Source organism: Flagellimonas hadalis (genome assembly GCF_007785775.2).
GTDB classification, from domain to species: Bacteria; Bacteroidota; Bacteroidia; order Flavobacteriales; family Flavobacteriaceae; genus Flagellimonas; species Flagellimonas hadalis.
In genome coordinates, this window is record NZ_VNIK02000001.1 from 924866 (window position 1) to 950497 (window position 25632).

A 25632-nucleotide genomic window follows, 5' to 3' on the forward strand; every position below is an offset into this window, starting at 1 on the left:
TTTTATAGCTTACTCTCTAATTCATTTCAAATTTGAATCCGAGACCAAAATAGTTGGCCTTTAGGCCCGTGGTCCGGTGGTAGTTGTTGTACTTCACATCAATGCTCTTCAATCCAAATCCCAAGGTCTTGAATTGGGTAAAAATGTCCGTATACGTGATTCCAAAACCAATCTGATGGGCGTCGTAAGCCGAAAGATCATAGTCTGAGGTATAATATTGACTTGTGGACAAATGCTCATCAAAAGGAGCGAAATAATCGATCTGGTTCTGGGTGTAATAGCGATAGGATGGATAGAAGGTAAAATTCTGCCCTACTTTCACCGGGATTTCCACACTCGCTGTATGCGACTGCAATCCCCAGTCATCAAAATAGTAGCGATAATAGGTGCGAACCGTCAAAATCTCATTGATATAATGATTCAAACGGATGCCCACGGGTATTTTGAACCGGGTATCGGGCAGTCGTTCCATATCATCGGCCAACATAAACACATCCCTGTTCTGTGCAGAGGTGTAGAACGGAATACTGGCAGGATTTCCAATAAAATAGTTGGGGACATCGGCAAAATAGACCCGCTGCATGGGGTTAGAGAGCCATCCCTGCTGTTGGACCACATCGGCGAAAATTGAAATTTGGGTGTTCTTGCCCAATATCTGCGACAACGAGACTGACAATGCAAAACTGTTCCGCTTTTTGTCCGAAATCAAACTGAAACCCTCCACAGGACGCCAAGTCAATGAACCATTCTTATTGGTTACCAATCCGTTTCTGTTCAAAATATTGACCCCTGAAAAGAAGCCGGCGTTCAAATTGCCATCCACTTCCACATAGCTGTCCAATTCGGTAGGGTATCTAGGGTTCCATTGGTCCAAAAACACACTGCCCTTGAGGCTTAGCTCCGTATTTTTTTCGTTGAAAAGTCGCGTATACCCTCCACCAAAACCAATGGAGGTATAATCATACTCCGTGGCAAAAGACACATTGCCACTCACTATTTGATCGCGGTCGTCCGAACTATGGGAATACCCAATATTAACACTGCCCCAAGTATCCTGTCGGGATGCGCCGGAAGAGGCCACCCATGGACTTCCAATGGCACCGGAATAGCCTCCACCATTGTTGTCATCATCCTCTTCGTCGTCATCATCTCCGCCACCACCCCCACCGCCACCGCTGGAAGCTCCACTTAAACCACCGGAGCCCGTCACATCAAATGGGTTTAAATTGCTGGAAGAGGCAGAAGTGTAGGTTGAAATACCCACATCCACGCTCAGCACATCGTCGTCATTTAAGGGAACGCTCACCACAATGGATGGTGCCACATCCGTAAGCCGCTCATTTCCGATACCACCGGTAACGGATGCATTGTTTCCAGTTTGTTCATAGTAACTGGAGAGGATATCCACTTCGGTGGTTTCCAAGACCCGCTTTTTATAGGAATTGACATTTTCCTGTTGGGCCACCCCAAGTATTGGGATGCATAAAAGTATCAGCCAAAATCTATTCATGCTCTTGTTAATTGCAACCACAACCGCCTCCTGTTTTTCCTCCATTTCCGCCAGAAGCACCCTCGCGGTATACTTGATAACTCGTTTCGAATTTTGCCAGTTTTTTATCCGCCAAAACCATATCTGGATCATTGATATTGACCTTTTCATACTCGTGCAGGACCGCACAAGACGACAGGCTTAACAAACTGTATAGGGCAATTGCTACTTTCTTCATAGTTGGGTTTATCTACTTTGGGTTTCCACGCCTTTCAAGGCAATATTTTTGGAAGTGATGATTTTATTATTGTCGTCGACTAGGATACATTCCACGCCTTTTAATTGATTCACGAAATCCAAGCCGGTATCCACGCCCATCACAAAAATTGAGGTGGCAAGGGCATCGGCCAATTCAGCATTTGCCGTAAAAATGGTGGCGCTCCGCACTCCTTTGCTGGGATAGCCTGTTCTTGGGTCGATGATATGGGTATAGCGTTCCCCGTTTAGAATGACGAACTTCTCATAATTACCAGATGTCACCACCGCTTGGTCCTTTACCGGCAACCAAGAGAAGACCTTATCCTTGTTGAGCGGGTTTACGATGGCCACCATCCAATCCTTGCCATCGGGTTGTGCGCCCCACGCATTTAAATCGCCAGAGGCATTGATGATTCCAGAGGCAACCCCATTTTTCACGAGTAATGCCTTGGCCCTATCCGCTGCATATCCCTTTCCAATGGCTCCGAATCCAATCTTCATGCCTTCATTCTTCAGGAATACGGTCCCATTTTCTTGATTCAAGACAATATTTTGATACCCCACTTTGGCAACGGATTGCTTTATGGCTTCCTCCGAAGGCATTTTCATGACGGAACCGTCAAATTTCCAGATGCGGTCCATGGAAGCATAGCTGATATCGAATGCCCCTTGGGTCAATTTTGATATTTTAATGGCCCTTGTAATCAGGTTGAAAAGTTCTTGGTCCACTTTTACTGGGGCCACTCCTGCATTTTGATTGATTTTAGAGGTCTGCGAATTGGGGTCCCAAGACGAGATCAAGCGTTCAATGCGTGAAATTTCCGCAATCGCCATATCCAGATAGGCATCGCCCTTGGTTTGATTTTCGGCTACCACAGTCAAATCAAACCGGCTACCCATCAATTTTAGGGTACGCTGAAAGACTTGGAGCTGAGTTCCATCATCAATCCCTTGGGAATACCCAGAAATCACAAAAAGGAAAAGGGTCGCACTCAATAAAAATCGATTTATCTTGGACATCTTCAGATTATTGGAATGCGTTCAACTTGTTGAAATAGGCTTTTGGTGTAGTTTTTTCATACCCAGCTTCACCTAGCATCTTCCCAGAAGCATCCAACACCACCACAAAAGGGAAGTATCCGTTGGGATTGTATTTGGAAGCCAACATTTTGTTGTGCTCCTCTTGTGCTTCGGGCAATCTGTTTTTCTGCTTTCTGGGGAAATCGGCCTTGAGCATCACAAATCGGTCCTTGGCCAAATTTTGGAATTCATCGGTACTCCAAACCTCGCGATCTAACTTAATGCAAGGCGCGCACCAGTCAGAACCTTGAAAAACCAAAACAATATTGTTATCGTTCTTTTGGGCCAAGTCTTTGGCCTTTTCAAAATTGGTTTGCCACTCTTGGGCCGAAAGATTTTGTATCAGTAAAAAACAGCCTATCATCAAGGCTGTCAACCATTTTTTGCAATGCATAGTTCAGGTGTTAAAATTCTTTTTCATTACTAAGACAGGCAAAAAACCATACACCCTATTTTTTCTAATTATTTTTGTGCCTTATAAAATAGTTTCGCCCTAATCAGCACATGACAGAGGAAGAACCATCCATTTGCGAGCAAAAAATCTACAATCGAATTTTTCGCACCCATTATGCGGCGGTGACCCGATACATTTATTATAAATGTGGCGACCTGCAACAGGCGGAGGACATTGTGCAAAATGTTTTTGTGAAACTTTGGAAATTGTGCGCCACCGTTTCCTTTTCTAAAGTGAAGGCGTACCTCTACCGCTCGGCCAGCAACTCATTTTTCAATGAAAAAGAGCATGAAAAAATCGTATTAAAGCACTTAAAAAGGACCAATGCTTCTGTGGACCATGAAAGTCCGGAATATTTGATGCAGATGGACGAGTTCCATGAAAAATTGAAGCTGGCCATTGCCTCTTTGCCTCCAAAAGAACGGGAAGTGTATTTATTGAGCCGAATAGAAAAGAAAACCTATCCCGAAATTGCCGAAATGACCGGGGTCGGTGTAAAGGCCATTGAACGAAGAATGGGCAAAGCTTTGCTTCAACTCCGTGAAGTTTTGGGAAAAGAATTAAAATTTTAATAGGGTGAAAGTGGAATCAACTGTCCTATAAATAAGAGCGATTATGCCTATGGATGAAAATTACGCCAACGAAGATTTTTTGGCCCGATGGATTGCCGGAGCGTTGACTCCGGAGGAACAGGCAGGGTTCGAGGCATCTGATGTCCACAGGCAACTTATGGCCATTGATAATGCTGCCAGCTCGCTTAATGGCCCAGACATAGATGTGGAAAAGGCATTGGCTTTGGTGACAGAAAAAAATCAAAACGTCCAAAAAGAACCTACGGTAAGACGCTTATGGTGGGTGGCAGCAGCAGCATCCATTGCTTTGTTATTTGCCGGGTACACCTATTTCTTCGGATATAAAACCTATTCCACTGGTATTGGCGAAAAAGAGACCGTACTTCTTGCGGATGGCTCTCTAATTGAGCTAAATGCCAACTCCAAATTATCCTACAAGCGATTTGGTTGGGAGGAGGACCGCATCGTGGATTTTGAAGGGGAAGCTTTTTTTGATGTGCAACCCGGTGGGGATTTCAAGGTGAGGACCAGCAAAGGAACCGTTTCCGTATTGGGCACCCAATTCAACATACGGGATCGGAAGGATTTCAAAGTACAATGCTATGAAGGTGCCATTGTCTTCACGCCATTGACCAAGTCCAACCCCACCGAACTCTCGCAAGGAATGATGCTTGAAATAAAAGAAGGTCAAATTCAGGAAACCAAATTTTCTGGTGATGCTCCCGATTGGAAAAAAGGGTATTCATCTTTTGTAGAACAGCCTTTTTCAACAGTTCTGGAGGAACTTTCCGTTCAATTTCCGGTTACTTTTGAGTTGAATTCGGTTCAAACCGACCGTCTTTTCACTGGAAGATTTACGCATAAGAATCTTGAAAGCGCCCTTAAGACTACCATGGAACCCATGGGCATCAAATATCATATTTCGGCAGACAAAAGAATTGTTACCTTGTCTATTGAATAGATGAGGCACTTAAAAATCCTATTGTCATTACTCTTTTTGGGCATTTCCATGACCTATGCCCAAGAAAATCTATTTTATGAATTTGAGAACACCTCACTCAAAGAAGTAATTCAGCAATTAGAAGCGGACACCCAACTCAGTTTTTCTTTCGCAGAGGATGTGGTGGACGAAAAAAAGGTTACGGTTCAGGTGGACGGACTCACCCTGCTTGAACTCCTTGCCGTACTCGAAGCACAAACCGGACTTCATTTCGAGAAAATTGAGGGACAGCCTCAAGTCATCGTTACGCCGATTTCAAATTCAAATCAAATCTGCATTGCTCTGCTAGACCAAGAAACCCGATTGCCCATTACGGAAAACCAGGTTGTGGTCGACTCAACCTTGGTACTTGAAACCAATCAAAAAGGGTTGCTTCAATTTGAAAATAAAGGACAATCCAATTATCTGCTTCAAGTTTCGGGTTATGGTTCTGTGAGTATTCAACCTTCGGAGAATTGCGTCCCGATTTATCTTTCTCCCGTCTACAAGCAACTCAAGGAAGTGGTGGTCACTTCCTACATCACCACCGGGATAGATCGTAATCGGGATGGCTCCATCACCCTGACCCAAAAACCTTTGGGGCCCATTCCCGGGCAGACCACGCCAGATATCCTGCAAAGCATCCAAATGATTCCCGGGGTTACGAGTCTGGACGAATCGGCTTCGGAGATCCAAATCCATGGGGGAACTTCAGACCAGAATTTGGTGCTGTTCGACCATATTCGGGTGTTCAATTCAGGGTATTTGTATGGGATGTTCTCAAGGTTCAATCCGTATGCCACCGAAAAGGCGATAATCTACAAAACCGGGACCAGTGCTGTTTATGGAGACCGCGTTTCCGGAGTCATTGACATCACTACCGACGATACCGTAGCCCAAAAGGTTTCTGGAGGGATTGGGATTGATGGCTTGAGTGCGGATGGCTATTTAAAAATACCCTTGTCCCAAAAATCCTCACTGTCCCTTTTTGCGCGAAATGCCTATCTGGATGTATTTGAAGGACCCACCTATGAAGCCTATGAACGAAAAATTTTCAACAATACCGGTACCATAACCGACAGCAGCAGCAATCCGTTGAATGTGAACACGGATGATGATTACACTTATGAGGATAGTGACAATGACTTTCGATTCTATGACCTGAATGCCAAGTATGTGTATCAACCTTCGCCGAAAGACAAGATTGCCATCAGTGCCCTCATGACCCGAAACCGCACCCAATTTTCCTTTATGAATGATGGAGAAACCAAAAAGGACTCCCTTACCACTGGGAATGGTGGGGTGAGTGCCAACTGGACGCATCATACCTCCCCAACCCAAACGGAGGAAATCACTGCCTACTTTTCGTCATATGACTCTTATTATAAAAACGAAGAACTGTTTGGCAATGAATTGGAGGAGACCAATATTCGAGGTAATAGGATCAGCGATTTTGGCTTGGAATTGAAATCAGATAGAACTTTTAAGAATGATGACCGATTGAGCTTTGGATACCAACTCTCCAATACCAATTTGGAAATTGACCTGAGTGCCATATCCAACGTTGAACCGGAAAACAACATCAGTCTCCCCGTACACGAGAGTAATTTTAAAAACGTACTGTTTGGCGAATACACCATTACCAAAGCCAATTCGGGCATCTATAAATTGGGGCTTAGGGCGGTGCATTATGGAAGTTTAGGAAATATTTATCTGGAACCTCGTTTGAATCTGGAACTTCCCATTTCCAAATCTTCGCGGATTCGGGCTGGATTGGAAAGACGGAACCAGCCTATTTCGCAACTGATTGAATTCAACCAAACTGAACTTCGATTGGACAACAACATTTGGCGGCTTTCGGACGATGTCAATTTTCCACTTTTACAAAGTAATCAGATTTCAGCAGGGCTTCTTTTTGATAAAAAGGGATGGACCTTGGATGCGGAAGTTTTCCACAAGCGGCTCACTGGGCTAACCACCTATAGCCAAGGGTTCAATTTGCCCCGGCCAGAACTCAGTGAAGGCAAAAGTCGCATTTTAGGAATGGACTTGCTCGTTAAAAAACGTATCCAAAACTATCGCTTTTGGATGGGCTATTCTTTCAATGATGTCAATTTTACCTTTGATGCGGTTCAAGAAGACAGTTTTTCTGGAAACAATGACATCACCCATAGTTTTCGAATATCCAACAGCATACAATTCAATGGTTTACAATTATCGTTGGGATGGCAATACCGCACTGGTCTTCCCGTCACCCTCATTGAAAATTATGATGAGGAGACCCAGCAAGTCAATTTTGGACCCTTAAATGCGGGTCGTTTGCCCGATTTTCATCGCTTGGATGCCTCGGTGGTCTATCAGTTTGGATTGGGAGAACGTAACTCCAGAATGCAATTGGGCTTTTCATTGCTCAACATTTACAATCGCATTGTCCCGCTTTCCATCATTCACCGAACCTCTCAACAAAATGGCGAGCTTATTTTGGAACAGGTCATCCACAGACGTTCGTTGGGGCTTACCCCAAACTTTACGATAAGGGTCTTTTTTTAGGCTAATTGCATCTTGTCCCAATGTGCAACTCCCTATGAACATTGAGGATTTCCCCGTAAACGGTATCCAGATATGCGTTCAAATCTTCCATGATTCTACTGGTCGGGAACGCTTTTCCCCGCATTTTATCCCAATTGCACACCGGAATGTCCCGTTTGATACTGATTTCTGCACGCTCCTTTTTGACCGTTATACGAACATATATATCATACATGTTCGGGTCATTGCGCTTTTTTCTGACGAAGAAATTGATTCCTAAAGTACTGTCTGTCCGCATGTTGTAATCATTTTAATTGAACAATTGTTATTGGTCGGACTGCCCTTTAACCTCAATCGTTCATACATAAAACTACAACAATCTGTGTACCAGTGTGCACACCTTATTGCACACCAAAAATATGGTTTCAAATGATATCAGATGGAATCATAAAAAATGAAAAGCACTGATAATCATACAATTAACAGTGCTTTGTTTCTGCCAAAATGGCGGTTCGTCGGGATGACTGGAAGAAAGCAGTATTTCCAACTAACTTACAGTCAACACTTTATACTGTGCTCCAAAACTGATTAACCGAACTCTAAACTGTAATCAAAACAGTACATTTAGAGGCAAAACTTATGGTGTTTGCTGTCCTAAATATAATCAATCTCTTTGGCAACCCGCTTTCTTAAATTTAAAAATGTACTGTTATTTGTAATATAAAGTTGGTCAACCTCCCAAAACGCTGCCCAATTTGAACATTGGCAAATACATCGCCACCAAAATTACTCCTACACATACACCAACCACCAAAATAATCATTGGTTCCAATAGTGTGCTCAACAATTTGGACTTTTGGTCAACCTCAATGGAATATTGTTGATTTAACCTTTCAAACATGTACTCTGTTTGATTGGTCTCCTCAGCAACCTTGACCATTGAAATCATTTTATTACTAAAAATGGCATTGCCCCTTAGACTATCACTTAAACTTTCTCCGCGTACGATTTTCTCTTCAACTGAAATCAAGGCATCGTTCAGCGGATAAAAATCTATCATTTTGCTTGCAAGCTCAATACTATTTAATACAGGGACCTTGGACGCAGATAATAAACTGATTGCCCTTGTAAACTGGGACAAATAAACTGCTTTGAGAAAGCTGCCCAAATAAGGGACTCGCATCATAAGATAATCCATTTGCCTTCTAAACCATCGATTGTCAAACAACGTCTTTTTTAAAAATAGGGCGGTTACCAAAAACAATAAAATCCACCAACCATTATGACCAATGAAATCCGAAAGGGATACAATAAAGCGTGTAATCCACGGCAATTCTACTTGGTTTTGCTTAAAAATGTCCTGGAACATGGGAACAACCATTCGCAACATAAACACAACTACCAACATTGCAGTGACCATTATAATAATAGGATAGGTCAGTGCATTTACCAGATTCCTACGCTGTTCGTTTTTTTTTGCGTAAAACAATCCCAATTCTTTGGTTATGGTTTCCAAGGTTCCCGATTCCTCCCCTATCTTGATTGAATAATATTCGTATTCCGTAAACTCCTTCCTATTTTTGATGGCTTCCGAAAAACTGAACCCTGATAATAGGCTTTCCCCGATATTGGCCACTATTTTTTTTTGGGTCTCTTTCTTTTGGCCCTCCTCAATGAGTTTCAAAGCCTCTTTTAATGTTATCCCAGCTTTGAGCAATACGCCAAGTTCTGTGTAGAAATCCTCTTTTTTTTTGTTTGAAAATGGTTTGCTGAACCAAGTAAGTTCCCTTTCCAAAATTGGAATCCTATCCTCAACGGATTTCCTTTGATTTGCGGAAACTTTTTCTATATCTTCAAGCTTAAACCCCATCACTTCATAAAATTTTCAGCAGAGTTCTTTTTGAAGAAGAAAAGCCCCGCATTACCTTCATTGCTAGAAATGGACAGTTCTAGGGCATCGATGGATCCTTCATCCACCTTGCTTCCTTTAAAATACAATTCTTTGATGATAAGGTCCGTATAAAATGTATCTCTATCTTTAAGTATATATCCTTGTTTAAAAGAATATGCGGTTTGCTGTAATTCACCATCAAATTTCAATTCCCCACTTCCAGATATCCATTGAATTCGGGAATAGGAATTAAAATCAATCCACAAAGCCTGCTTCAATTGGTTATGTTCCGTCTTATTGTCATAGGCTTTCTGAATTCCCAGCATTTGCCTTTGAACCAGGTTCAATATTGCAAAGGCAAGCCCAACTACAATTACTGTCAATAGCAATACTACCAACATTTCACTCAATGTGAATGCCTTAATTTTATTTTTGGGGTTGTCCTTCATAAAAAACATACTCCAATTTTTTGATCCCGGTTTCCAATTCCTTTTCTGCCATTATTCTAACAATTCCATTCATTTCAGGATTATTGATGCTTATTTTCCACCCATCCCTTTCTTCATAATAGGGAAGCGCTATCTTTCCATTGGCACGCAAATACTCCAATTTATCCATATAATTGTCCAAGGAGGCATGATTCTCTTGCATTTTGGCTGCAAACAAAGAATTCATAATAAGACTGGCCAACATGAAAATTACAATTATCAATACCGTTGCCACCATGGTCTCCATCAAGGTAGATGCCTTAATCTTTTTCAATATAACCATTTTACCACCGTTTTTCCCGCATTGGACAATAGTCCACCATATTCCTCAGGCAAACCATTCACATCTATATGGCCATTGAACAGATGGTTTTGATAAATACTACCGTTCTCCATGGCAATAAAACTATCCGTGGTCACCTTACCCAAGACATTCCCTTTGAGTTCAAGTGATTTTTCACAATATATTTCTCCGCGAATAGAAGCACCTTCGGCCACACTTATCTGGGGATAAAAAACATTCTCTTGATGGTTCCCCAAATACCCCACCACTCCATTGATCGTGGTTCCTTCTCCAATTAGAATATTTGGGGCTTTTCTACTCTTTTCATACGGTTTATCATCCCTGTCCACCATCAATGCAGATGGATATTCCAAGTACGCTTTTTTACCGATTTGGATTTCATCCAAGGCCAACGCCTGTAAACTGCCCTTAAAACCTTCTTCCACAATAATCTTTGGAGCCATAAAAACCACATCCTTTATATTGCATCCTTTCCCGATGCTAATGGAGCTAGAGGCTTTTACCAAGATATTTCCCCTTAATTCCCCTTCGGAAAAACGAAGTACATCCCCAAAAATGTATTGGGTTGGGGATTCAAATGAATTGATTGCCCTTAAATCCGGCTTGTACCTCAGCTCGTTGCCTTGTATCCCTATCTGGTCATTGAGCAGTAGTTGTTTTAGTTGACTTCTGAACCCACTATCCAAATAAGGCATTGTCTTTACACTTTCTTTTACTTGGCCATAGACCAAGGCTTCATATTGATAGAAACGACCACTGATTCCCCCAGGCCGTATACCTTGCTTGGGCAACAGGACAGTCCCTATAATCTTTGCACTACCCGCAATGATTATAGGTCTATCATTATCTTTTACATACAAGGCGGGAAAGTTCTGCTCTAACTGCCCACCAATTAAAGCAATCTTGCTAAACTCGATTTTTTTAAATCTTGATAGTGCTGTATATCTTTCAAAAATGCCCCAATAGGATTTTGAAACCGTGACCTCAATACCATCATCCATACCTAAATTCAATGTGGTGGATGAATTATTCTGAAAATCTTCCCCCATAGCGTAGCGAATGCCCATATCCGCCCTTTTGATTACCTCCACCACTTTGGAAGTTTTTTTATCAAATAGCCCTTGGGTATGATGGAGCAATACGAAAGTCATCAACAGCACGGCTATAACGGCCCCTATGAACAACACAAACTGTAATGCCCCTGCCCTGATTTTTTTATGGAGTTTCATTGGCCAGTGTTACTGTTTTCACTACTCCTTTATAAGCAACCCTTATGTTTTTGGATGTACCACTTACTAAAGTCACTCCATTTTGTTGGGTTCCTCTTTTCATAAGGTATTGACTTCCCCCTATGGTCACAAAATAGATATGGTCCTTGGTGTGCGCACCCGAAACCAATCCTGTATATATAATATTGGGAAATTCTATACTTTCCTTCTTGACCGGAGCACCCTGTTTTTTCTTTGGCCGGGACGTGTTCCACGTTCCCAAAAAGGGATCCCTATAATTGGCCAAAAGGCTGAATGTATCCTTTTGCGCCCTATTCTTGGACTTAAAATTTGTGGTCTCCATAAAAGTTACCGGTTCGGGGTCTGGAGAAAAGGCACTTATCAATTTGTATCCAATGATGCCCCAAATCACCAATACAAGTCCCAACAATATGTATGTTTTGGTGTTTTTGCTCAATCCGCTACAGTAAAATTAAAGGTGGAACTGGCATCGCTCTTATTCCCTGCGGCATCGAAAGCTCTAACATACCAATAAAAAGTGCCCGATGCCAAACTGGTGGTATAGGTTTTATTGGCCCCCAATGCCTTGGTGGTCAAAGCAGTCAGACTTTCATCCGAAAAAATATAGATGCTGTCCCGTTCAGCTGTTCCAGATATATCCTCCCTGGTCCAGGAAAAGCTTACCGAAGACTGGGTTAAAGATGCTCCATTGGCCGGAGTGGCCAGTTGAGGTGTATTAGGTGGGGTGATATCCAGTTCTTCATCCCCATCCACCTGAAAACTGCTGACGGTAAACACCGTTTCATAATCACTGTTCAGGGCCTTTACCCGCCATGCATAGTTACCGTTTACCAAGTCTTTATCAATACGGGTGACTACATTCCCCAAGGTATCCTCCACAATTACACTGTCCAAAACCATTTGGCTGGTATTCTCAAAATCTGGGGCTGCAATCTGCACTTTGTATGAGGTGGCTTCGTCCACTTTTTCCCAGTTGAAACCTACCGCATTGGTGGTCACCACACTACTGTCCATGGGAGCAAGGATGGTCACCGTTGCATTTGAAATATCGGGTACCTCCAAAATGTCCTCACAGGCCCATCCCAGGAGTAAGACTAGACCACATATCCAGAAAACTCTACTTTTCATGTATTAAAATTTTAAATAGGCTTTGTCCCCGTTCACTTTGGATGCCTTTAAATGGGTTCCCTTTGGGCACTTTTCCCCTTCAGAGATCAAATTCTCAATGATCAGGTTATGATAACGGTCCTCTCCCCAACAAAAGCTGTTGTAATGGTAGCCAAACACTTGAAGCTCGGAGAAAAAATATTGTTTCTCAAATTCGCCATTGATGACCACCAATATAATATTTCCCAATTTATCCTTTTGCAATTGTACGGCTTCGGCCTGGGTAAAGGTAAGCATCTCGGTCTCTGGCACGGTCACATCCAAACCCGTGACCAATTTGTACGCATCATCCTTGGAGGCATAGGACCGTAACCCATCGTTTGTTTCATTATTAAGCTGTTTGGTAAGTCCCAACTTGTCCAATAACTGCAACCGAAGATACTTGGGTTTGTAGGGCAAAGAATCATTATAGGAAATGCTGTTGATCTTTCCGGCCCGTTCTGCATATTTGGCATAATCGGAATAACTTACCTTATTAAAAGGCAGTTGTTGTGCCTGAACCTTGAGCACGGACCAATTGGGAACCCCTACTTGTTCCACTGCACTGTACCACAAATCCCCTTTGGTCTTGATCAGCGTACCCAATTCGGGGAAACCCAATAGGGCCTCTTGTTTTTGGGCTTTGTAAGTAGAACAAGAAAACAGGATTAAAAATCCAAGCATAACACTTGGTGCAAAATATTTTGTCATAGTTTAAAAATATGAAAACACAGTGTATTTTCAATAGTGAATTATAGGAATAATGAAACATGCTTTAAAGTGTTTTCCTCTTGATAGTAGGTGCCCAATATCTTTTCATACACTTAACATAAACTGGAAGGCCCAATTCATAGATTAACCACCAAGTTATTTTAGGATTGCTTTATTGTACTCCCTTATCCAACGGGGCAGATTTTCATCAACATCATCACGTTTAGTATCCTTAATATGCTGTAATAATACGGTAGGCGCATTGGGAAAGAACTCTTCTGGGTCTTTTAATAGTTTCCTGTCCTTTACCAAAACAACTTCGCTCCCTTTCTTGATAAAGTATTTGTTGTCGATCCAAACGGAAAAACCTGACCCTGGCAGGTTTCCCGTGTACCTAATAGAATGACGGTATAGGGAAAGAGGAGTACCTTCTTCCATTGCATACATCAAGCTCTTTTCTCCTTTATCAGAAAGGAGCGATCTGTATATAATAGTATCGTTGATCACCACCTTGTCCAAATTCTTGGGGTACAATTTCATCTCTTTTCCGTCCCTATGTAATCTGAATCCTCCTGTAATGAGATATGTCCCATGGTAGTTTTTGATATAGCCCACAATCTCCGATCCACTTTGGGTAGTGGCCACACATTTGGCCTGTTCTTGGGCCATTAGGACCAATGGCCCCACCAATAAGGAGCAAACAAAAGCTATTATTCTTTTTTTCATAATCGTGATTTAAAATGATATCCCAGTCCCAGTTTTACCACATTTACCTGTCGGTTGTAGTACTATCGTCCAGGCTACCATATTCGGAGTTGTTCATATAATCGTATTGGGCCTTGACAAAAAGACCCATAAAAATATCCAGTGAGGCCGCAACATTCACATTGGGTCCATTGGTCTTGTCCTTTACTTTTTTTGTTTGGCCCGGTTCCAAGGCATTCTCCATACTAAAGGTAGCAAAACCATTACCGGCGCCTTCCTGTTCCCTACAAATTCCTGCTACCAACTCCCCGAACAACCGAGGCTGTATAAAAGTACCGTTAATGTCCGGTTGCGCCGTAAAGTTCTTGTTCTCGAAAGCATAGAATCCCACATTTATGGAAGCTCCCAGATTGATTACCTCACCGGTCATGAAACGAAATTGGGGCCCTAGATCCACATTGCCCTTGTAATAGTCATTGAAATGATTTTCCCAATAGGTATAGAATAGGACACTTCCGCCGAGATTTTCCCTTTTTGGGCATGCAACCCTAAAGCAATCATAAAAACGACATAGGTTTGAATAAGTTTCATATTGGATTATTTCTGTTTAAAAGTGTTTTCCCTCTTTGAGTTATGTATATCAATCGTAACCACTAGTCGTAGAAGACTAGCGGGAGTGGGGCTACGCTTCGAAGAGTCAAGCTATCCCTCTATCTGGTGGAGCATTTATACTCAAACCTACGCGTTTTATAAAGTGCATTAAACCCATTCCATCAAGGGTCAAACCATTTTCCTCGTTCTGCGACTTTAATTAAATGGTTAAAGGAAAATCGCTTTTTTTTTCCCCAATATTTAATAGTGTTTCCCAATGTCTTGATAAAAGGATTTTCCCCTAAAAAGTACCTGTCAAATTCAAAACCAGTCATATCAATATCAAACTCTTTTTCAAAGTCGATGAAGAAAGTTTCTGCATCGAGTCCGTCCACACCGATTGAATCAAATGGTTTATCAATATCAATGACTTGATACCCTAGCCTATCCTTGATAAAAGCAATTAATTTTTCTTTCATGATTAATTTCCTGAGAAATCCCTATAAGTTGATGTACCTCCAATGACTAATTTCATTCCTGCATTCTTATAAGCATTATTTAACATCTGTCTGCCCATTGTCGTTGCTGCATTAGAACTATATAAAGTCCTTATAGGCAATCCTTTAAATATCCTTCCAACATTATTGTGGATTTGAACCCAAACACCTGCTTGGTTTCGGACAACTGTGGTAGAAGTTTTGTACCCCATTTCTATTGCCTTTTGTGTAAAATAACTAGATGTTTTTGAAGCCCCGTCTGCCACAAAACTTTTGGGTGAACCTCTAAAAATGTTATAAATGTTTTTTGCGGCACTTCCCAATGTTAAAATATCAAAGAAAATATTGTTTTCTTCAATCCTTCCCATTCCAGTAGGCAAAATATCTCCTGTAACAGGATGTTGCAAATAAATACCTCCTCCAGTAAGCTGCTGGAATTCATGATACTTTTTTGCACCAAGTTCATAAAAATTTCTTACGTCACTACCATCCCAATTATCGAAATAAGTATTAGGGTTTAGAACATCTGCCGTATTAAATACTGCAACAAAATTGAGGCCGTCATTGAAATTCCCAGTAGCAATAGCTGTTTGACCGCTATATTTGTGTCCTTCTCCGAAATGGAAATATTGTACATTGTCGCCCCCTTTATTACTTAACCAAGTTAAATTGCCATCGGCATCCACCGCCCACTCATCGTTTGTCTTTCCTCCATCAGGATCGGTAAGACTAATAGGATTATTACCTATTCCTAAATATGGGCTTACAAATTCACTATATGGATCTGGAGTCAACCATCTCCCAATCCTTGCATCCCATAATCGTAACTCAAAAGCCTCTTTACCCGTTTCCGGGTCCTTTTCCTGCCCTTGGTAGGCATAGCGGTACGTATTGGCATCTATACTATTGCGCTGAGGCATCATCATCCCAAAAGGGTAGTAATCGTTATGATTTTCATTGGTGGTACTGCTACCGCTCTTTTGGAAAATGGCCCGTACATTGCCCAAATGGTCCGTAAGCTGGTAAGTGGCCACATTGCCCGGGCGGTTGTACACTGCAATACGCTGGTTACCGTAAATGGGCTGTTCCTGTAAGGTACTGCCATTGTATATGGCCATAACGCTGCCCGCTACATCCCGCACATAATAGGTGTTGGCCACTGGGGAGCCACCGCTATAGGTTTCCTTACGCACCCTGTGGTTGCGGTCGTTGTAATAGAACTTTACCATGGTCACATTGTTCTTACGCACCTCTGTAACCAAACCACTGGCATTGTAATAGTATTTTATGCCTTCCTGTACATTCTCCACTAACTGCCCAATCTTGTTGTACACATAGTTATTACCATTCTGGTCCGCAATATCATCGGCCCCGGCCACATCGCCCGCAGCATCATTTACCCGCAACAACTGGTTGGGACCATCCTGCGGGTCGGTCTTATAGGTATAGGCCAGATCGTCCATGGCATTGCCGCCACTGGCATCCTTGTTCCGCTTTAGGGTCTGGATGTTCCCGTTGGCATCGTAGGTAATGTTGGTGACATCATAATCCCCACTGCCCACTTCGTTGAAACCACCCGCAATTTTGGCCGTAAAGGTACTGCCGCTCTGCGCATGGAACCCATTTTGTAGGGTAATGCTATTGCCCGCCTCCAAAGTAGTGGTAGTACTGCTGCCATACACCGAACTATTGGTGATATCCTCTTGGGCAGGCTCATCTCCATTGTTCACTTGGCCATAATCCGCCTGGGCCAACCAATTGTTCCTATCATAGGCAAAGGCGAAGGTACTTTGTTTGCCACTTACCATAAAGGGATCATTGTTCCAACGTATCCCCTTTATATTTCCGTTCAACTGATCCACACCATAGCTTGGGGTGGTAATGTTATTGGTGGTCTTACGGGCATAGTCGTTCTTGTTATAATCCAATTGCATCCCAAAAAGGTCGTTACTGTCCCCTCCGGGGTCATCAGAAGCGCTTAAACTGGGATGGTTGATGCTCTTTAGCTGTCCGGCCAAGTTATACACATAATCAATTCCTTGGGCACCTCCGGCCAATTCAGTGCGTTTTAAAGCACCTGTTTCATAGTATTCGTACTCGGCCTGGGAGGTGTAGGTACTTCCATTGGTAGAAGTCTCCACCTTGATCAATTGGTCTGCATTGTTATAGGTGTATCTATGATAGAACTGTTCACTGGTCACCCCTTTTTGGTAGATGACCTGAGTGACAAGACCCGTAATGGGATCGTATTCATAATCCACTGTTTTGGTACCCAATCCTTGAACCTCCTGCACCAACCATTCTACCCTACCATAAATGTCATAGCTGTACCAGGTTTCACTATAGCCATTAGCCGTATACACCACATTACCCGCCGAAAAATCCAAGGAAGGGTAATTGGATTGACGCGTTCCCAAACTATAGGTCTGTGCCGTTTCGTCGTATTCGGTATACTGTATCTCTGTACGGGTACCGGAAACCATGGCGCCATCGGGGTCCGCAGAAGAAAAGCCGCTATTGGCCACCACCCCACTTTCAATGGGGCGCCCGAAGTTGTCATAATTGGTATATGAGAACTTGTTCGCATCCTTTTGCACACTGTTTTGGGAATACCTGATCTGCCCATCCTTTCGATACTTGAACCATGCCTCGCCTTCATCGGGGCTCTTTGTGTAGGTCAACTGCCCTAAGGTATTGTACTGATAAGTGGTCTTGGGCTTGGTAGCCTTGGTAGTTCCCAAAGGCTGGTAGGATGCAATGAGCCTTCCGGCCTTGTCATATTCATTAAGGCTGTAGTCGTAATAATTCTCCTTGTAGTTTACCGTAACCGGATTAGCAGGGTCATAGTTTTCCACATCATTCACAGCCACCCTGTAAAACCCATTGGGTAAGCTTGTTGAAGGGCTTACAGTAGCCTCAGTAATTAGGTTATAAGTGGTCACCGTATTGCCATTCGTAGTCACCGTAAAGCCCATGCTGCTCCCTTGTGGTACATGGATATCCACAAAACCTTGCTCCAAAATATCAATGCTCATGTTCCTTGCCGTGCTTCCACCGCTGCGCGCCGCAGCCAAAGGCTTGCCATCACTATCAGCAAACACCACATTTTCATTCCCATGCACATCCCTACCCACAGTTTTGTGAATCTTATAATCCGTTGCTGCATACTTGGTCTCCCCAAACGCCACGGTTTGGGAAAGTTCTTGCCCCGCCCGCATGGTAAAGGAATATCCTTGTGGCCATTCTCCGTTGATTTTATTGCCTCCTATGGATTTTAGGGGGACACCAGGGTTCAAGGTACTATAAATGGTCCTGGAAAAAGGGTAGGATGTAATATCCATATAACTGTTTCCCGGATAATCATTATTGTCATTGGATGTGCTATAATAGTTTCCCAAAGTATTGGACGCTGTTCCTACCGTACTTGGATTTCCGGGATTGGATTCAAAGTCCGCTGTGGAATAGGCACTATTTCCCGAATCCCGCATAAAACTGGCCTGGAAGCCAAAAGTGGTTCCAAATGGAGCGCTCAAAGTGGATAGGGCAGCCCTTCCCTGATAATCGTACAATGTTTGGTTGGCCCAAATTTTACTAGTTAAAATGTCCTTGCTCTGTACTTGTTGGACCTTACCCAGTTCATCAAAAAATGAAACGCTACGGCTTTTTACATCACCGTTGACATCAAAACTCTCTATACTGCTCCAGTTCCTATTGGTAGGCAGGGCATCAAAGCCATCTTGACCAAATGCAACCCCACTTACAAGTAAAAGAAGAAGGCTTCTTATCGCAGTCTTTGTTCGATTGTTGTTTATACGACTTTCCATTTGTTATTTTTTTTAAAATGAACTTTTGCTTACCGATGTAGAAACCGTACCACAATCGTTAGGTTTTTCAATTCTAAGGGATATTGACCCTGAGCCTCCACCGCTTGAACTTAAACTAAGGATACAACTAACGGAACCTGAACCAGGAAATACCCCTGCACTGACATCTGTTACACTGCTTCCTACTGTTGGTAGCGAAGAACTTACACCGTTCACAGATACATATCCACTAAATCCTGAACTGGATCCTCCCATATTGGCCGAATAAATGATAGGTGCCCCCGGGGTACCATTTAGAGTTACTGTTTTATATCCATTCCCATTATCTGACGCATTGGTAAAGGTAGGTGAAGCCGTTATTGATACATTCGCAGTATAAGATTGTGATCCATTAAGGGTCAATGTAACCGTTTTACTCCCTGTTGTGCTATAGGAATGGGAAAGTACTGTGGGTGGGTTGTTGGTTCCATTCTGGGAGGTTCCATCTCCAAAATTTACATTCCAACTGGTAACTCCTCCTGACCCTGTAATATCAAAGTTTATGGCACACCCCGTTGTAGCGTCTGATTTGTCAGCCTCAATACTTCCTGAAATATTGCTACAGGTACCCACATCCCCATTTTTATATTGGAGCCTACTTCTGGATATGATCTTGAATCCTCCAGTCACACCTGTTTGGTCCGCCACTTCAGCATATGTACTACACAATTGGCCTCCTTCATTATAAATATATTGCGTAGCGAGGTTATTTGCCCCAATAATATAGGTTAATTCGTCCCACTCATTGTAGACATAGGAACTCATGGAAGATTGTACCGGATGAACCCTAAAGTCATCAAAATAAAGAGTTCCTGAATTTGCCCTAACATATATGGTTTTATTGGAGGAACTCAAATCCACATAATGGTTCAGCAATACCCAATCCCCAGCAATGATTTTTTCTCCATTAAATGATTTAAGGCTAAGTCCATCATATACTCTTGCATTTGCATAATTGTCTTTGGATGCCCACACGGAGATTTTATATTTTCCTGTACGATGCCCGGACATTATTGTCTTAAACCCTTGTTCCGTAGTGACCTTGATTGCATAGCTTCCAGTATGTGAACGTTCTGTGGTTCTTCCCACATCATCTATTCCATCATCAAAAGTATTACCATCCAAATACTCTGCACCACTGTAATACATCTCAGCCAAAGGGGCATTGGCCGTGGCAATGATTTTTGTATCGTCATCACCCATTTTGGTTGCTGCCTTATTACCATTAATGTCTTGAACTTCCAAAACCATGGAATAAGAATCATAGGCATTGATCTGCGAAACCAATTTCCAATCAGTGGGTTGCGAGCTAGCAGAAGTACTCCAATTAAAACCATCATAATCCCCTGAGTATCCAATAAAGAAACCATTACTGTCACTAGCGCCATCCCAAATAAATGATTTATGCTTTCGCCAAACCTTGGTGGTGCTTCCTCCATTACTTGGATTGTATGTCCAAGGAGACCACGTTTTGATTCCGGCCCCGATTAGCTTATAGGCCCCATTGTCCATTACAAAGGTTTTATTCATCGCCTCTTGCACCATCATATTTTTATAGGCGGGATTGGTAACCTTACTACCCATCTCAGCATAACGTGTATAGGCCGGGATTGCCTCAGTTCTAAACTCTGTACCATCACTTTGGATTGTAGTTGTTTTGAGCAACTGACCAGAATAAGGATCATGCTGGTCAAAATAGGTTGTGCTGGTAAATCCTCCTTGTGTAACTGTGGTACTGAGAAGGGCACTGGAATATGTGGTTCTTGTTGAACTGTTCACGTACCATTTATCAGTAATAGAACCACTATTGTAATCCAATATTTTATATTGCTGATAAGATTCCCTTGTGGTACCTTGTGGAGCATTATCCGGTAGTGCATAATTATTTATGGTCTTACTCATCAATTGTCCATAACTATTATAACTGGACGTGGAAATCAATTGCCCCAGACTTGCGGTATTATCCCTAATGTTAAATTGGGCCACTGATACCGACGCATTTGCTCCCGAATTTGAAAAAGTTTCTTCATCCTTTGAAATTTGAATAATGTCCCCTAAAGTGTTAATGTTTGCATTTTTTGGCAAAGATTTAAAAACATATTGGGTATAACCCAAAGACACATTATTGGTACCATAGGCAGTGGTTTTAACATGGGAATACATGGGAATTGGAGGAGGCAGTTCCATACCGTATGGAATTTCCTCATCAGCATATGGGCCAAAAGGAATATAAGGCACTATACCTGAACTTTGGTTTGTTCCCGGAATATTGTAATCATATACTGTTTTATACGAATCCACACCATTGGTGGTCGTCAATGACTTAACCCTGATCGAGGTCGAATAGGCGGCATCAGAGAGATCTACCCTTGTATAAGTATTCCCTGAAACCAAACCATCACAATGTACCCCATAAAACTGGGAGTTTACTGTGGAAGGAGTTCCATTAAATTGAAGTCTCAATTTTTGGGGAGTCAAGACATTTATCACCTTTGCAGTCCCATCAAACATCTCCATACTATAGGTATTTGTAGCATCGCTACAACTTAAAACCTTTCTATGGGTAACTGGCACATCATCATTAAGGCCCACTTCAAAATTGGAAAAATCCACATTCGAAGTAACTTCGAATATATAATTACTATCAGGGTTTGTTGTGGCAAAACTAATGTTTTGACCTAGAGACGCTGAAAAAGTGTCCGCATCGTAATCTATAGTCAATTTTCCTCCTGTTGGCATTGTGATTTCTTGCAAGCTCCATTGATCAGGATCATACTTGTCATAACCCCATTCATCCTTATCCGCCAATGTATATGGTTTGTTTATATAGGAAAAGATATAAGGGGGTATGAGTTGATTGTCCCCTTTACCTTTGAAGGTGACATTCTTCAATGTCAATCTTCCAGAGGCAGATGTGTAGGGTGCTCCCGAAGCTAAGCTATAATCATAGACAAATGAAACAACCTTCGCCGATTTGCTCTTCAATCCCGCCCAATTATTTCCATCTTTGCTATCAAGAACATAATCTTGACGGCTACAGTTAATATTTTTTATACCACCATCATCTGATATATCATCGAACCAATTAATAGTGTAATTGGTATTGGGACTAGGTGTGGAACTCAAATTGGTTGCATTGTTTTTGGTGATGGTCCCTAAGTCTAAGTTTTTGATCAGAACTATTTCTTTAAGCCTTAAAAGACTTTGCTCTTGAAAGTTGAAAGTTCGGGTGGAAGTGTTTTTATCCTTTCGGTGTTTGTATGTCAACTGCTTGCCCCTTGCATCACTACGTTCCTCCTTAACAAAAAGTGCGGTATGGGTTCTAGTAATCACTTTATCCAAATAATAAATCTCTTTGCGTCCCCATGAATAATTTTTTATTTGGTCATTCACTCCGCTCTCCTCATATTCCTCACCATGGGGATTATACCAAATATATCCGTTACTCCACTTTCCATAATCGAAGGCCACCCAATAACCATAATCTGAATCATCCGGAATCTGATTATTGTTCATATCCACATAATCTGGTCCCGTCACTGCGGTCAATAACCAATGGGTTGCAAATTGTTTCAACTGTCGCTTTTCATAAAAAGCATCATCTTCATTGGAATATTGTGGATCCATTCCATATTGCCTAGCGATAACCTCATAGTTATAAACAGGGATGGTGTAGTGATACGTTTTTCCATCAGGTGCCACTATTTTAAAGGCGCCTATTCCATCTGGTTCATGCGCTCCTCCACCATAAGCTGGAAGGCTTGAAATAGTCTTTAAAAGACCTTGGTCAAATCCTATGCCCATCGCAAGTTCAGCATTGGTATAATAGTCCACATACCTGCCCGTAACTCTTCTCGATAAAGACAGGTTTGATGTAGAGGTCAAATAATTAAAAATATTGGTGCTATTTGCCGAGCTGCCATAAAAATTCTTTTGGGTCTGCAGCCATGAAGAGGCATAATCATTATCAAACTGAAAATCGGGCATTTGAGTAAAGTCTGTTGCCGTAGAATAGGAAGATCCCATACCAGGCAACTCATGCGTCAACGTATAGTTTACAAATTGTTGTTCTACCTCTTTATTTAGCCCAATCAAAGCTCCATTTTGGTGTAATCGAGGCGTAATGGACCCTCCTATACCCTGTCCTGTAACACGGTATCCATCATAATTGGGATATACTCCATTATTCGCATTGGAATTGAACGTACTTGATGTGGACACCCCATATATATCTGAACTTACATGTACGTTAGAACTATTTTGTCCTAATGCAGTTCTATTATTCTTAAAATATAAAGGTCCATTGACAATATTGTCTTCTAGGTTATCAAGGTCTATGGTGGTTTTTTGCTTTCCGAATCTAAATGATAGTATCCCACCAGGTACTGGAACAAAGAGTGGAATATTGTATCCACTTTGTTTCACATTCCAATCACTGGCTGAAACCGATTGTGAAAATGAAGAGATACTAGCTCCAGTTCCGAAACCTTTGATTCCTGCAGAAACACCAACACCATGAGACGAAAAATTTACTTCCATACTATTTTTTTTGTTTCCCTCACCCGCCGAGTAGGTTGCATTTGCCGAAATATCCCCACTCCAGTTTGAGCTTATACCGAGGCCTATAGATTGTGTATAACTATTCCCTGTTATATTCGGGTCAAATCCAAAACTCCCCCCTAAACTTATGCCATTGGCCCCAATACTTCCTCCAATGCCAAAACCACTGTTCCCTATAGGAATACCGCCATTGATTGATACACCAGAAGTCCCTACGGACAATCCAACATTCCCAACATTTGTTGTTACATCTCCGACAGTTTTTAGAATACTGGTCCCAACGCTTACCGAACCACCAAAAGCACGGCTATCTCCCCAAGCAAGGTTAAGTCCTATAGATGTTCCTCCGCCCGTAGGGGAAAAGTCAATACTGGCAGAATAGTCTGTATACGTTGTTCCCTTGTTATAAAAATATTCTTTGAATGTCCCTTGGTCCCAGTCATCTGGGTAACCATTTACAGAACGTGTAATTACTCCTGGGTTTACATTCCAACCCAAACCTGCCCAGGTAGCTTCTTGATCCATTGCAATACCTGCATGATAGGCCAAGGACAAGGGATAGCCCCCCTCTGGGGAGGGTACATTCAACAAGGGCAGGACATAACTTAAGTCTCCTGTGGCCAGATTTACCATATCTGTGGCATCGACAGGTTCAAAACTGGATGCTTCTGGTGCGGTAGGCCCGTTATTGGAGGCCAAAAGCATATTCATGGGAAGTAGGCTTGGCAGAAAGACCAGCAATAAAAATGTCGCTACTATTTTGTGGGAAAATTTGGTTTTCCCATTCTTTTCTTTTTTGGAATGGTGAATTGGTCGTCTCATTCTATAGGGTATTTTTAAAATTCAATTTTGGTTGCTCTTTCAGTTTTTTAGAGGAAATTTTGAACCCTACTTCTCCAGTATGAAAGCCCAAATCCTCAATGGTGAAATGAATGTAGTCTCCATTTAATAGCTCCTTGTCTTTGGGATACACCAATAATATGTTGGTGTTATTGGACATCCCATAAATCCTTGGATAGATATAGTCTGCCATGGGAATGGTATCTCTCTTTTGACTAATGAGATGTACTCTTTCCGCCATGCCAAAAACCAACTGATCTACCATAGATCCAAAGGCGGTTCTATCACCAGCCATGCTGTTCAATAATTCTTGTCCATTGGCACTCATACCTAAGTTGAAATAGAGATAATCACCATACTTTTCCCTAAGGCTATCCACTTCTTCTTCTGAATAAATATCCCCAATCGCTTGTTGTACCAGCACGTCTGTTGGTCTGAAAGTCAATGTATAGACAACATTACCAATCTGCCTTTCATAATAATAACCATTGTCCATATCTTTGACATAGGACAATAACTCAGCCTCTGTATCAAAGGTGTTTTGCCTACAACTGCCAAAGAGTATGGCCAAGAGTATCACAATAGCGTTAATTCCTGCTTTGCTCATAGTAAAAATTTCTTAACTGCCCTGATATTCAGCATTGATTCCTTCCAATATGGTTTGGGTCAAATCGGAAACTTCATCTGCGTACATAATGTTACCACCTCCCTTGGCGCCAAAAATGATACGGTATCCTTCCTTTTCTCCATATTCTTTTACATAATCATTGATATCATTGATTACCGTTTGGGTCATTTTTTGATCTTCTTCCTGGATTTGCTTTTGGATGGCCTGCTGATAATTATTAATCTGTTGTTGTTTATTTTGCAGTAATTGTTGTTTCAACTCCAATTCTTTTTTTGTCATAGATGCACGTTCCTTCTCATAATTTTTTAATTCATTTTGCCAATCCGTTAATAAGCTATCCACATTGGCTTTCATTGCATTGGCTTTTTTATTGAAAGCATCGCGTTCGACTTTTGTGCGTCTATACCCCTCAACCAACTTGTTGATGTCCACGTACACCAGTTCCGATTTAGATTGGGTATAAAAAAATGTGGCAATACTTGCTAGGAGTGCCATGAGCGCAATGGGCAATGTGAGTTTGTTCATAGATTTAGTTGTCATTTGCCTGTTTAGGTTTGTTATTTACTTGGTTGATTACGATTAGCTTTTCGAGGTTGTTCAATCTTCCTTCCAATCTTTTATTTTGCTCTTTTTGCTCTTTCAATTCTCTCTGCTGCTGAATCGTATACAAGGTCAACTCCTCAATCTTCTCCAACAACAACTTGTTCATCTCCCCCAATTCAATACCATTTGCTTCCACTTCCTTTGCGGAGGGTATGTTGAGTAGATGGCCCTTTTCTTTAATGTGCCGCTCAACT

The 25632-nt window shown here is 41.9% G+C and carries 22 protein-coding genes and 1 pseudogene; 3 read left to right on the forward strand and 20 right to left on the reverse strand.

Features of this window, described 5'->3' with window-relative positions; genetic code table 11:
* Window positions 1-16: 16 nt before the first annotated feature.
* From FOT42_RS04085 to FOT42_RS04100, 4 genes are read right to left on the reverse strand one after another with little or no spacing between them, the layout of a single operon-like run.
* Complete coding sequence (locus FOT42_RS04085; RefSeq protein WP_192938314.1) at window positions 17-1510, reverse strand: DUF3570 domain-containing protein; 1494 nt, start codon at window positions 1508-1510, stop codon at window positions 17-19.
* Between the two features lie 7 nt (window positions 1511-1517).
* Window positions 1518-1727, reverse strand: coding sequence for a DUF4266 domain-containing protein (locus FOT42_RS04090; RefSeq protein ID WP_151889278.1), 210 nt, complete (start codon window positions 1725-1727; stop codon window positions 1518-1520).
* 8 nt (window positions 1728-1735) lie between these two features.
* Window positions 1736-2767, reverse strand: a complete 1032-nt coding sequence (locus FOT42_RS04095) for an FAD:protein FMN transferase (RefSeq protein ID WP_151889279.1) — start codon at window positions 2765-2767, stop codon at window positions 1736-1738.
* 7 nt (window positions 2768-2774) lie between these two features.
* Window positions 2775-3221: a thioredoxin family protein gene (locus tag FOT42_RS04100; RefSeq protein ID WP_226789795.1), complete on the reverse strand. Its 447-nt coding sequence runs from the start codon at window positions 3219-3221 to the stop codon at window positions 2775-2777.
* 110 nt (window positions 3222-3331) lie between these two features.
* On the opposite strand from FOT42_RS04100, the gene FOT42_RS04105 reads away from it, so the two are divergent.
* Genes FOT42_RS04105 through FOT42_RS04115 form a run of 3 tightly spaced genes read left to right on the forward strand, consistent with a single transcriptional unit; the run spans window position 3332 to window position 7382 of the window.
* Window positions 3332-3853, forward strand: coding sequence for an RNA polymerase sigma factor (locus FOT42_RS04105; RefSeq protein ID WP_151889280.1), 522 nt, complete (start codon window positions 3332-3334; stop codon window positions 3851-3853).
* A 49-nt stretch (window positions 3854-3902) separates the two neighbouring features.
* Complete coding sequence (locus tag FOT42_RS04110; RefSeq protein ID WP_226789796.1) at window positions 3903-4814, forward strand: FecR family protein; 912 nt, start codon at window positions 3903-3905, stop codon at window positions 4812-4814.
* Window positions 4815-7382: a TonB-dependent receptor plug domain-containing protein gene (locus tag FOT42_RS04115; protein WP_151889282.1), complete on the forward strand. Its 2568-nt coding sequence runs from the start codon at window positions 4815-4817 to the stop codon at window positions 7380-7382. It abuts the gene before it with no gap.
* Between the two features lies 1 nt (window position 7383).
* Here the strand turns inward: FOT42_RS04115 and FOT42_RS04120 are convergent, their stop codons facing one another.
* The 16 genes and pseudogenes from FOT42_RS04120 to FOT42_RS18015 form a co-directional block, all read right to left on the reverse strand.
* Window positions 7384-7659 (reverse strand): Arm DNA-binding domain-containing protein, encoded by a 276-nt coding sequence (locus FOT42_RS04120; RefSeq protein WP_151889283.1) that lies wholly within the window; start codon window positions 7657-7659, stop codon window positions 7384-7386.
* A gap of 432 nt (window positions 7660-8091) precedes the next feature.
* Window positions 8092-9231: a type II secretion system F family protein gene (locus tag FOT42_RS04125; RefSeq protein ID WP_151889284.1), complete on the reverse strand. Its 1140-nt coding sequence runs from the start codon at window positions 9229-9231 to the stop codon at window positions 8092-8094.
* Complete coding sequence (locus tag FOT42_RS04130) at window positions 9231-9701, reverse strand: prepilin-type N-terminal cleavage/methylation domain-containing protein (protein WP_192938315.1); 471 nt, start codon at window positions 9699-9701, stop codon at window positions 9231-9233. Before FOT42_RS04130 ends, FOT42_RS04125 begins: the two co-directional genes overlap by 1 nt.
* Window positions 9679-10023: a hypothetical protein gene (locus tag FOT42_RS04135; protein ID WP_417937755.1), complete on the reverse strand. Its 345-nt coding sequence runs from the start codon at window positions 10021-10023 to the stop codon at window positions 9679-9681. The genes FOT42_RS04130 and FOT42_RS04135 overlap by 23 nt, the downstream gene beginning before the upstream one ends.
* On the reverse strand, window positions 10011-11273 hold the full coding sequence (locus FOT42_RS04140) for a bactofilin family protein (RefSeq protein ID WP_151889287.1): 1263 nt from the start codon (window positions 11271-11273) through the stop codon (window positions 10011-10013). The genes FOT42_RS04135 and FOT42_RS04140 overlap by 13 nt, the downstream gene beginning before the upstream one ends.
* Complete coding sequence (locus FOT42_RS04145; protein WP_151889288.1) at window positions 11260-11730, reverse strand: hypothetical protein; 471 nt, start codon at window positions 11728-11730, stop codon at window positions 11260-11262. The genes FOT42_RS04140 and FOT42_RS04145 overlap by 14 nt, the downstream gene beginning before the upstream one ends.
* Window positions 11727-12422 carry a hypothetical protein gene (locus FOT42_RS04150; protein WP_151889289.1) on the reverse strand — a complete coding sequence of 232 codons (696 nt, stop codon included), beginning with the start codon at window positions 12420-12422 and terminating at the stop codon, window positions 11727-11729. The genes FOT42_RS04145 and FOT42_RS04150 overlap by 4 nt, the downstream gene beginning before the upstream one ends.
* Window positions 12423-12425: 3 nt before the next feature.
* Complete coding sequence (locus FOT42_RS04155; RefSeq protein ID WP_151889290.1) at window positions 12426-13124, reverse strand: hypothetical protein; 699 nt, start codon at window positions 13122-13124, stop codon at window positions 12426-12428.
* A 183-nt stretch (window positions 13125-13307) separates the two neighbouring features.
* Complete coding sequence (locus tag FOT42_RS04160; RefSeq protein ID WP_151889291.1) at window positions 13308-13877, reverse strand: hypothetical protein; 570 nt, start codon at window positions 13875-13877, stop codon at window positions 13308-13310.
* A gap of 43 nt (window positions 13878-13920) precedes the next feature.
* On the reverse strand, window positions 13921-14286 hold the full coding sequence (locus FOT42_RS04165; protein ID WP_151889292.1) for a hypothetical protein: 366 nt from the start codon (window positions 14284-14286) through the stop codon (window positions 13921-13923).
* 343 nt (window positions 14287-14629) lie between these two features.
* Window positions 14630-14926 carry a DUF1493 family protein gene (locus FOT42_RS04170; protein WP_151889293.1) on the reverse strand — a complete coding sequence of 99 codons (297 nt, stop codon included), beginning with the start codon at window positions 14924-14926 and terminating at the stop codon, window positions 14630-14632.
* A 2-nt stretch (window positions 14927-14928) separates the two neighbouring features.
* Complete coding sequence (locus FOT42_RS04175; RefSeq protein ID WP_151889294.1) at window positions 14929-18768, reverse strand: RHS repeat domain-containing protein; 3840 nt, start codon at window positions 18766-18768, stop codon at window positions 14929-14931.
* A 12-nt stretch (window positions 18769-18780) separates the two neighbouring features.
* On the reverse strand, window positions 18781-24189 hold the full coding sequence (locus tag FOT42_RS04180; protein WP_151889295.1) for a PKD domain-containing protein: 5409 nt from the start codon (window positions 24187-24189) through the stop codon (window positions 18781-18783).
* A gap of 1 nt (window position 24190) precedes the next feature.
* Entirely contained in the window at window positions 24191-24814 is a 624-nt protein-coding gene (locus tag FOT42_RS04185; protein ID WP_151889296.1) for a hypothetical protein, read from the reverse strand.
* 12 nt (window positions 24815-24826) lie between these two features.
* Window positions 24827-25267: an OmpH/Skp family outer membrane protein gene (locus FOT42_RS04190; RefSeq protein WP_262884003.1), complete on the reverse strand. Its 441-nt coding sequence runs from the start codon at window positions 25265-25267 to the stop codon at window positions 24827-24829.
* 97 nt (window positions 25268-25364) lie between these two features.
* Window positions 25365-25632: pseudogene (locus FOT42_RS18015) on the reverse strand (hypothetical protein); the annotation flags it as partial.

Excerpts from the sequence above, each read along its gene's own strand:
- FOT42_RS04085 (WP_192938314.1), bottom strand. The coding sequence starts at position 1,510 with ATGAATAGATTTTGGCTGATACTTTTATGCATCCCAATACTTGGGGTG.
- FOT42_RS04090 (WP_151889278.1), bottom strand. The coding sequence starts at position 1,727 with ATGAAGAAAGTAGCAATTGCCCTATACAGTTTGTTAAGCCTGTCGTCT.
- FOT42_RS04095 (WP_151889279.1), bottom strand. The coding sequence starts at position 2,767 with ATGTCCAAGATAAATCGATTTTTATTGAGTGCGACCCTTTTCCTTTTT.
- FOT42_RS04100 (WP_226789795.1), bottom strand. The coding sequence starts at position 3,221 with ATGCATTGCAAAAAATGGTTGACAGCCTTGATGATAGGCTGTTTTTTA.
- FOT42_RS04105 (WP_151889280.1), top strand. The coding sequence starts at position 3,332 with ATGACAGAGGAAGAACCATCCATTTGCGAGCAAAAAATCTACAATCGA.
- FOT42_RS04110 (WP_226789796.1), top strand. The coding sequence starts at position 3,903 with ATGGATGAAAATTACGCCAACGAAGATTTTTTGGCCCGATGGATTGCC.
- FOT42_RS04115 (WP_151889282.1), top strand. The coding sequence starts at position 4,815 with ATGAGGCACTTAAAAATCCTATTGTCATTACTCTTTTTGGGCATTTCC.
- FOT42_RS04120 (WP_151889283.1), bottom strand. The coding sequence starts at position 7,659 with ATGCGGACAGACAGTACTTTAGGAATCAATTTCTTCGTCAGAAAAAAG.
- FOT42_RS04125 (WP_151889284.1), bottom strand. The coding sequence starts at position 9,231 with ATGGGGTTTAAGCTTGAAGATATAGAAAAAGTTTCCGCAAATCAAAGG.
- FOT42_RS04130 (WP_192938315.1), bottom strand. The coding sequence starts at position 9,701 with ATGAAGGACAACCCCAAAAATAAAATTAAGGCATTCACATTGAGTGAA.
- FOT42_RS04135 (WP_417937755.1), bottom strand. The coding sequence starts at position 10,023 with ATGGTTATATTGAAAAAGATTAAGGCATCTACCTTGATGGAGACCATG.
- FOT42_RS04140 (WP_151889287.1), bottom strand. The coding sequence starts at position 11,273 with ATGAAACTCCATAAAAAAATCAGGGCAGGGGCATTACAGTTTGTGTTG.
- FOT42_RS04150 (WP_151889289.1), bottom strand. The coding sequence starts at position 12,422 with ATGAAAAGTAGAGTTTTCTGGATATGTGGTCTAGTCTTACTCCTGGGA.
- FOT42_RS04155 (WP_151889290.1), bottom strand. The coding sequence starts at position 13,124 with ATGCTTGGATTTTTAATCCTGTTTTCTTGTTCTACTTACAAAGCCCAA.
- FOT42_RS04160 (WP_151889291.1), bottom strand. The coding sequence starts at position 13,877 with ATGAAAAAAAGAATAATAGCTTTTGTTTGCTCCTTATTGGTGGGGCCA.
- FOT42_RS04165 (WP_151889292.1), bottom strand. The coding sequence starts at position 14,286 with ATGACCGGTGAGGTAATCAATCTGGGAGCTTCCATAAATGTGGGATTC.
- FOT42_RS04170 (WP_151889293.1), bottom strand. The coding sequence starts at position 14,926 with ATGAAAGAAAAATTAATTGCTTTTATCAAGGATAGGCTAGGGTATCAA.
- FOT42_RS04175 (WP_151889294.1), bottom strand. The coding sequence starts at position 18,768 with ATGGAAAGTCGTATAAACAACAATCGAACAAAGACTGCGATAAGAAGC.
- FOT42_RS04180 (WP_151889295.1), bottom strand. The coding sequence starts at position 24,189 with ATGAGACGACCAATTCACCATTCCAAAAAAGAAAAGAATGGGAAAACC.
- FOT42_RS04185 (WP_151889296.1), bottom strand. The coding sequence starts at position 24,814 with ATGAGCAAAGCAGGAATTAACGCTATTGTGATACTCTTGGCCATACTC.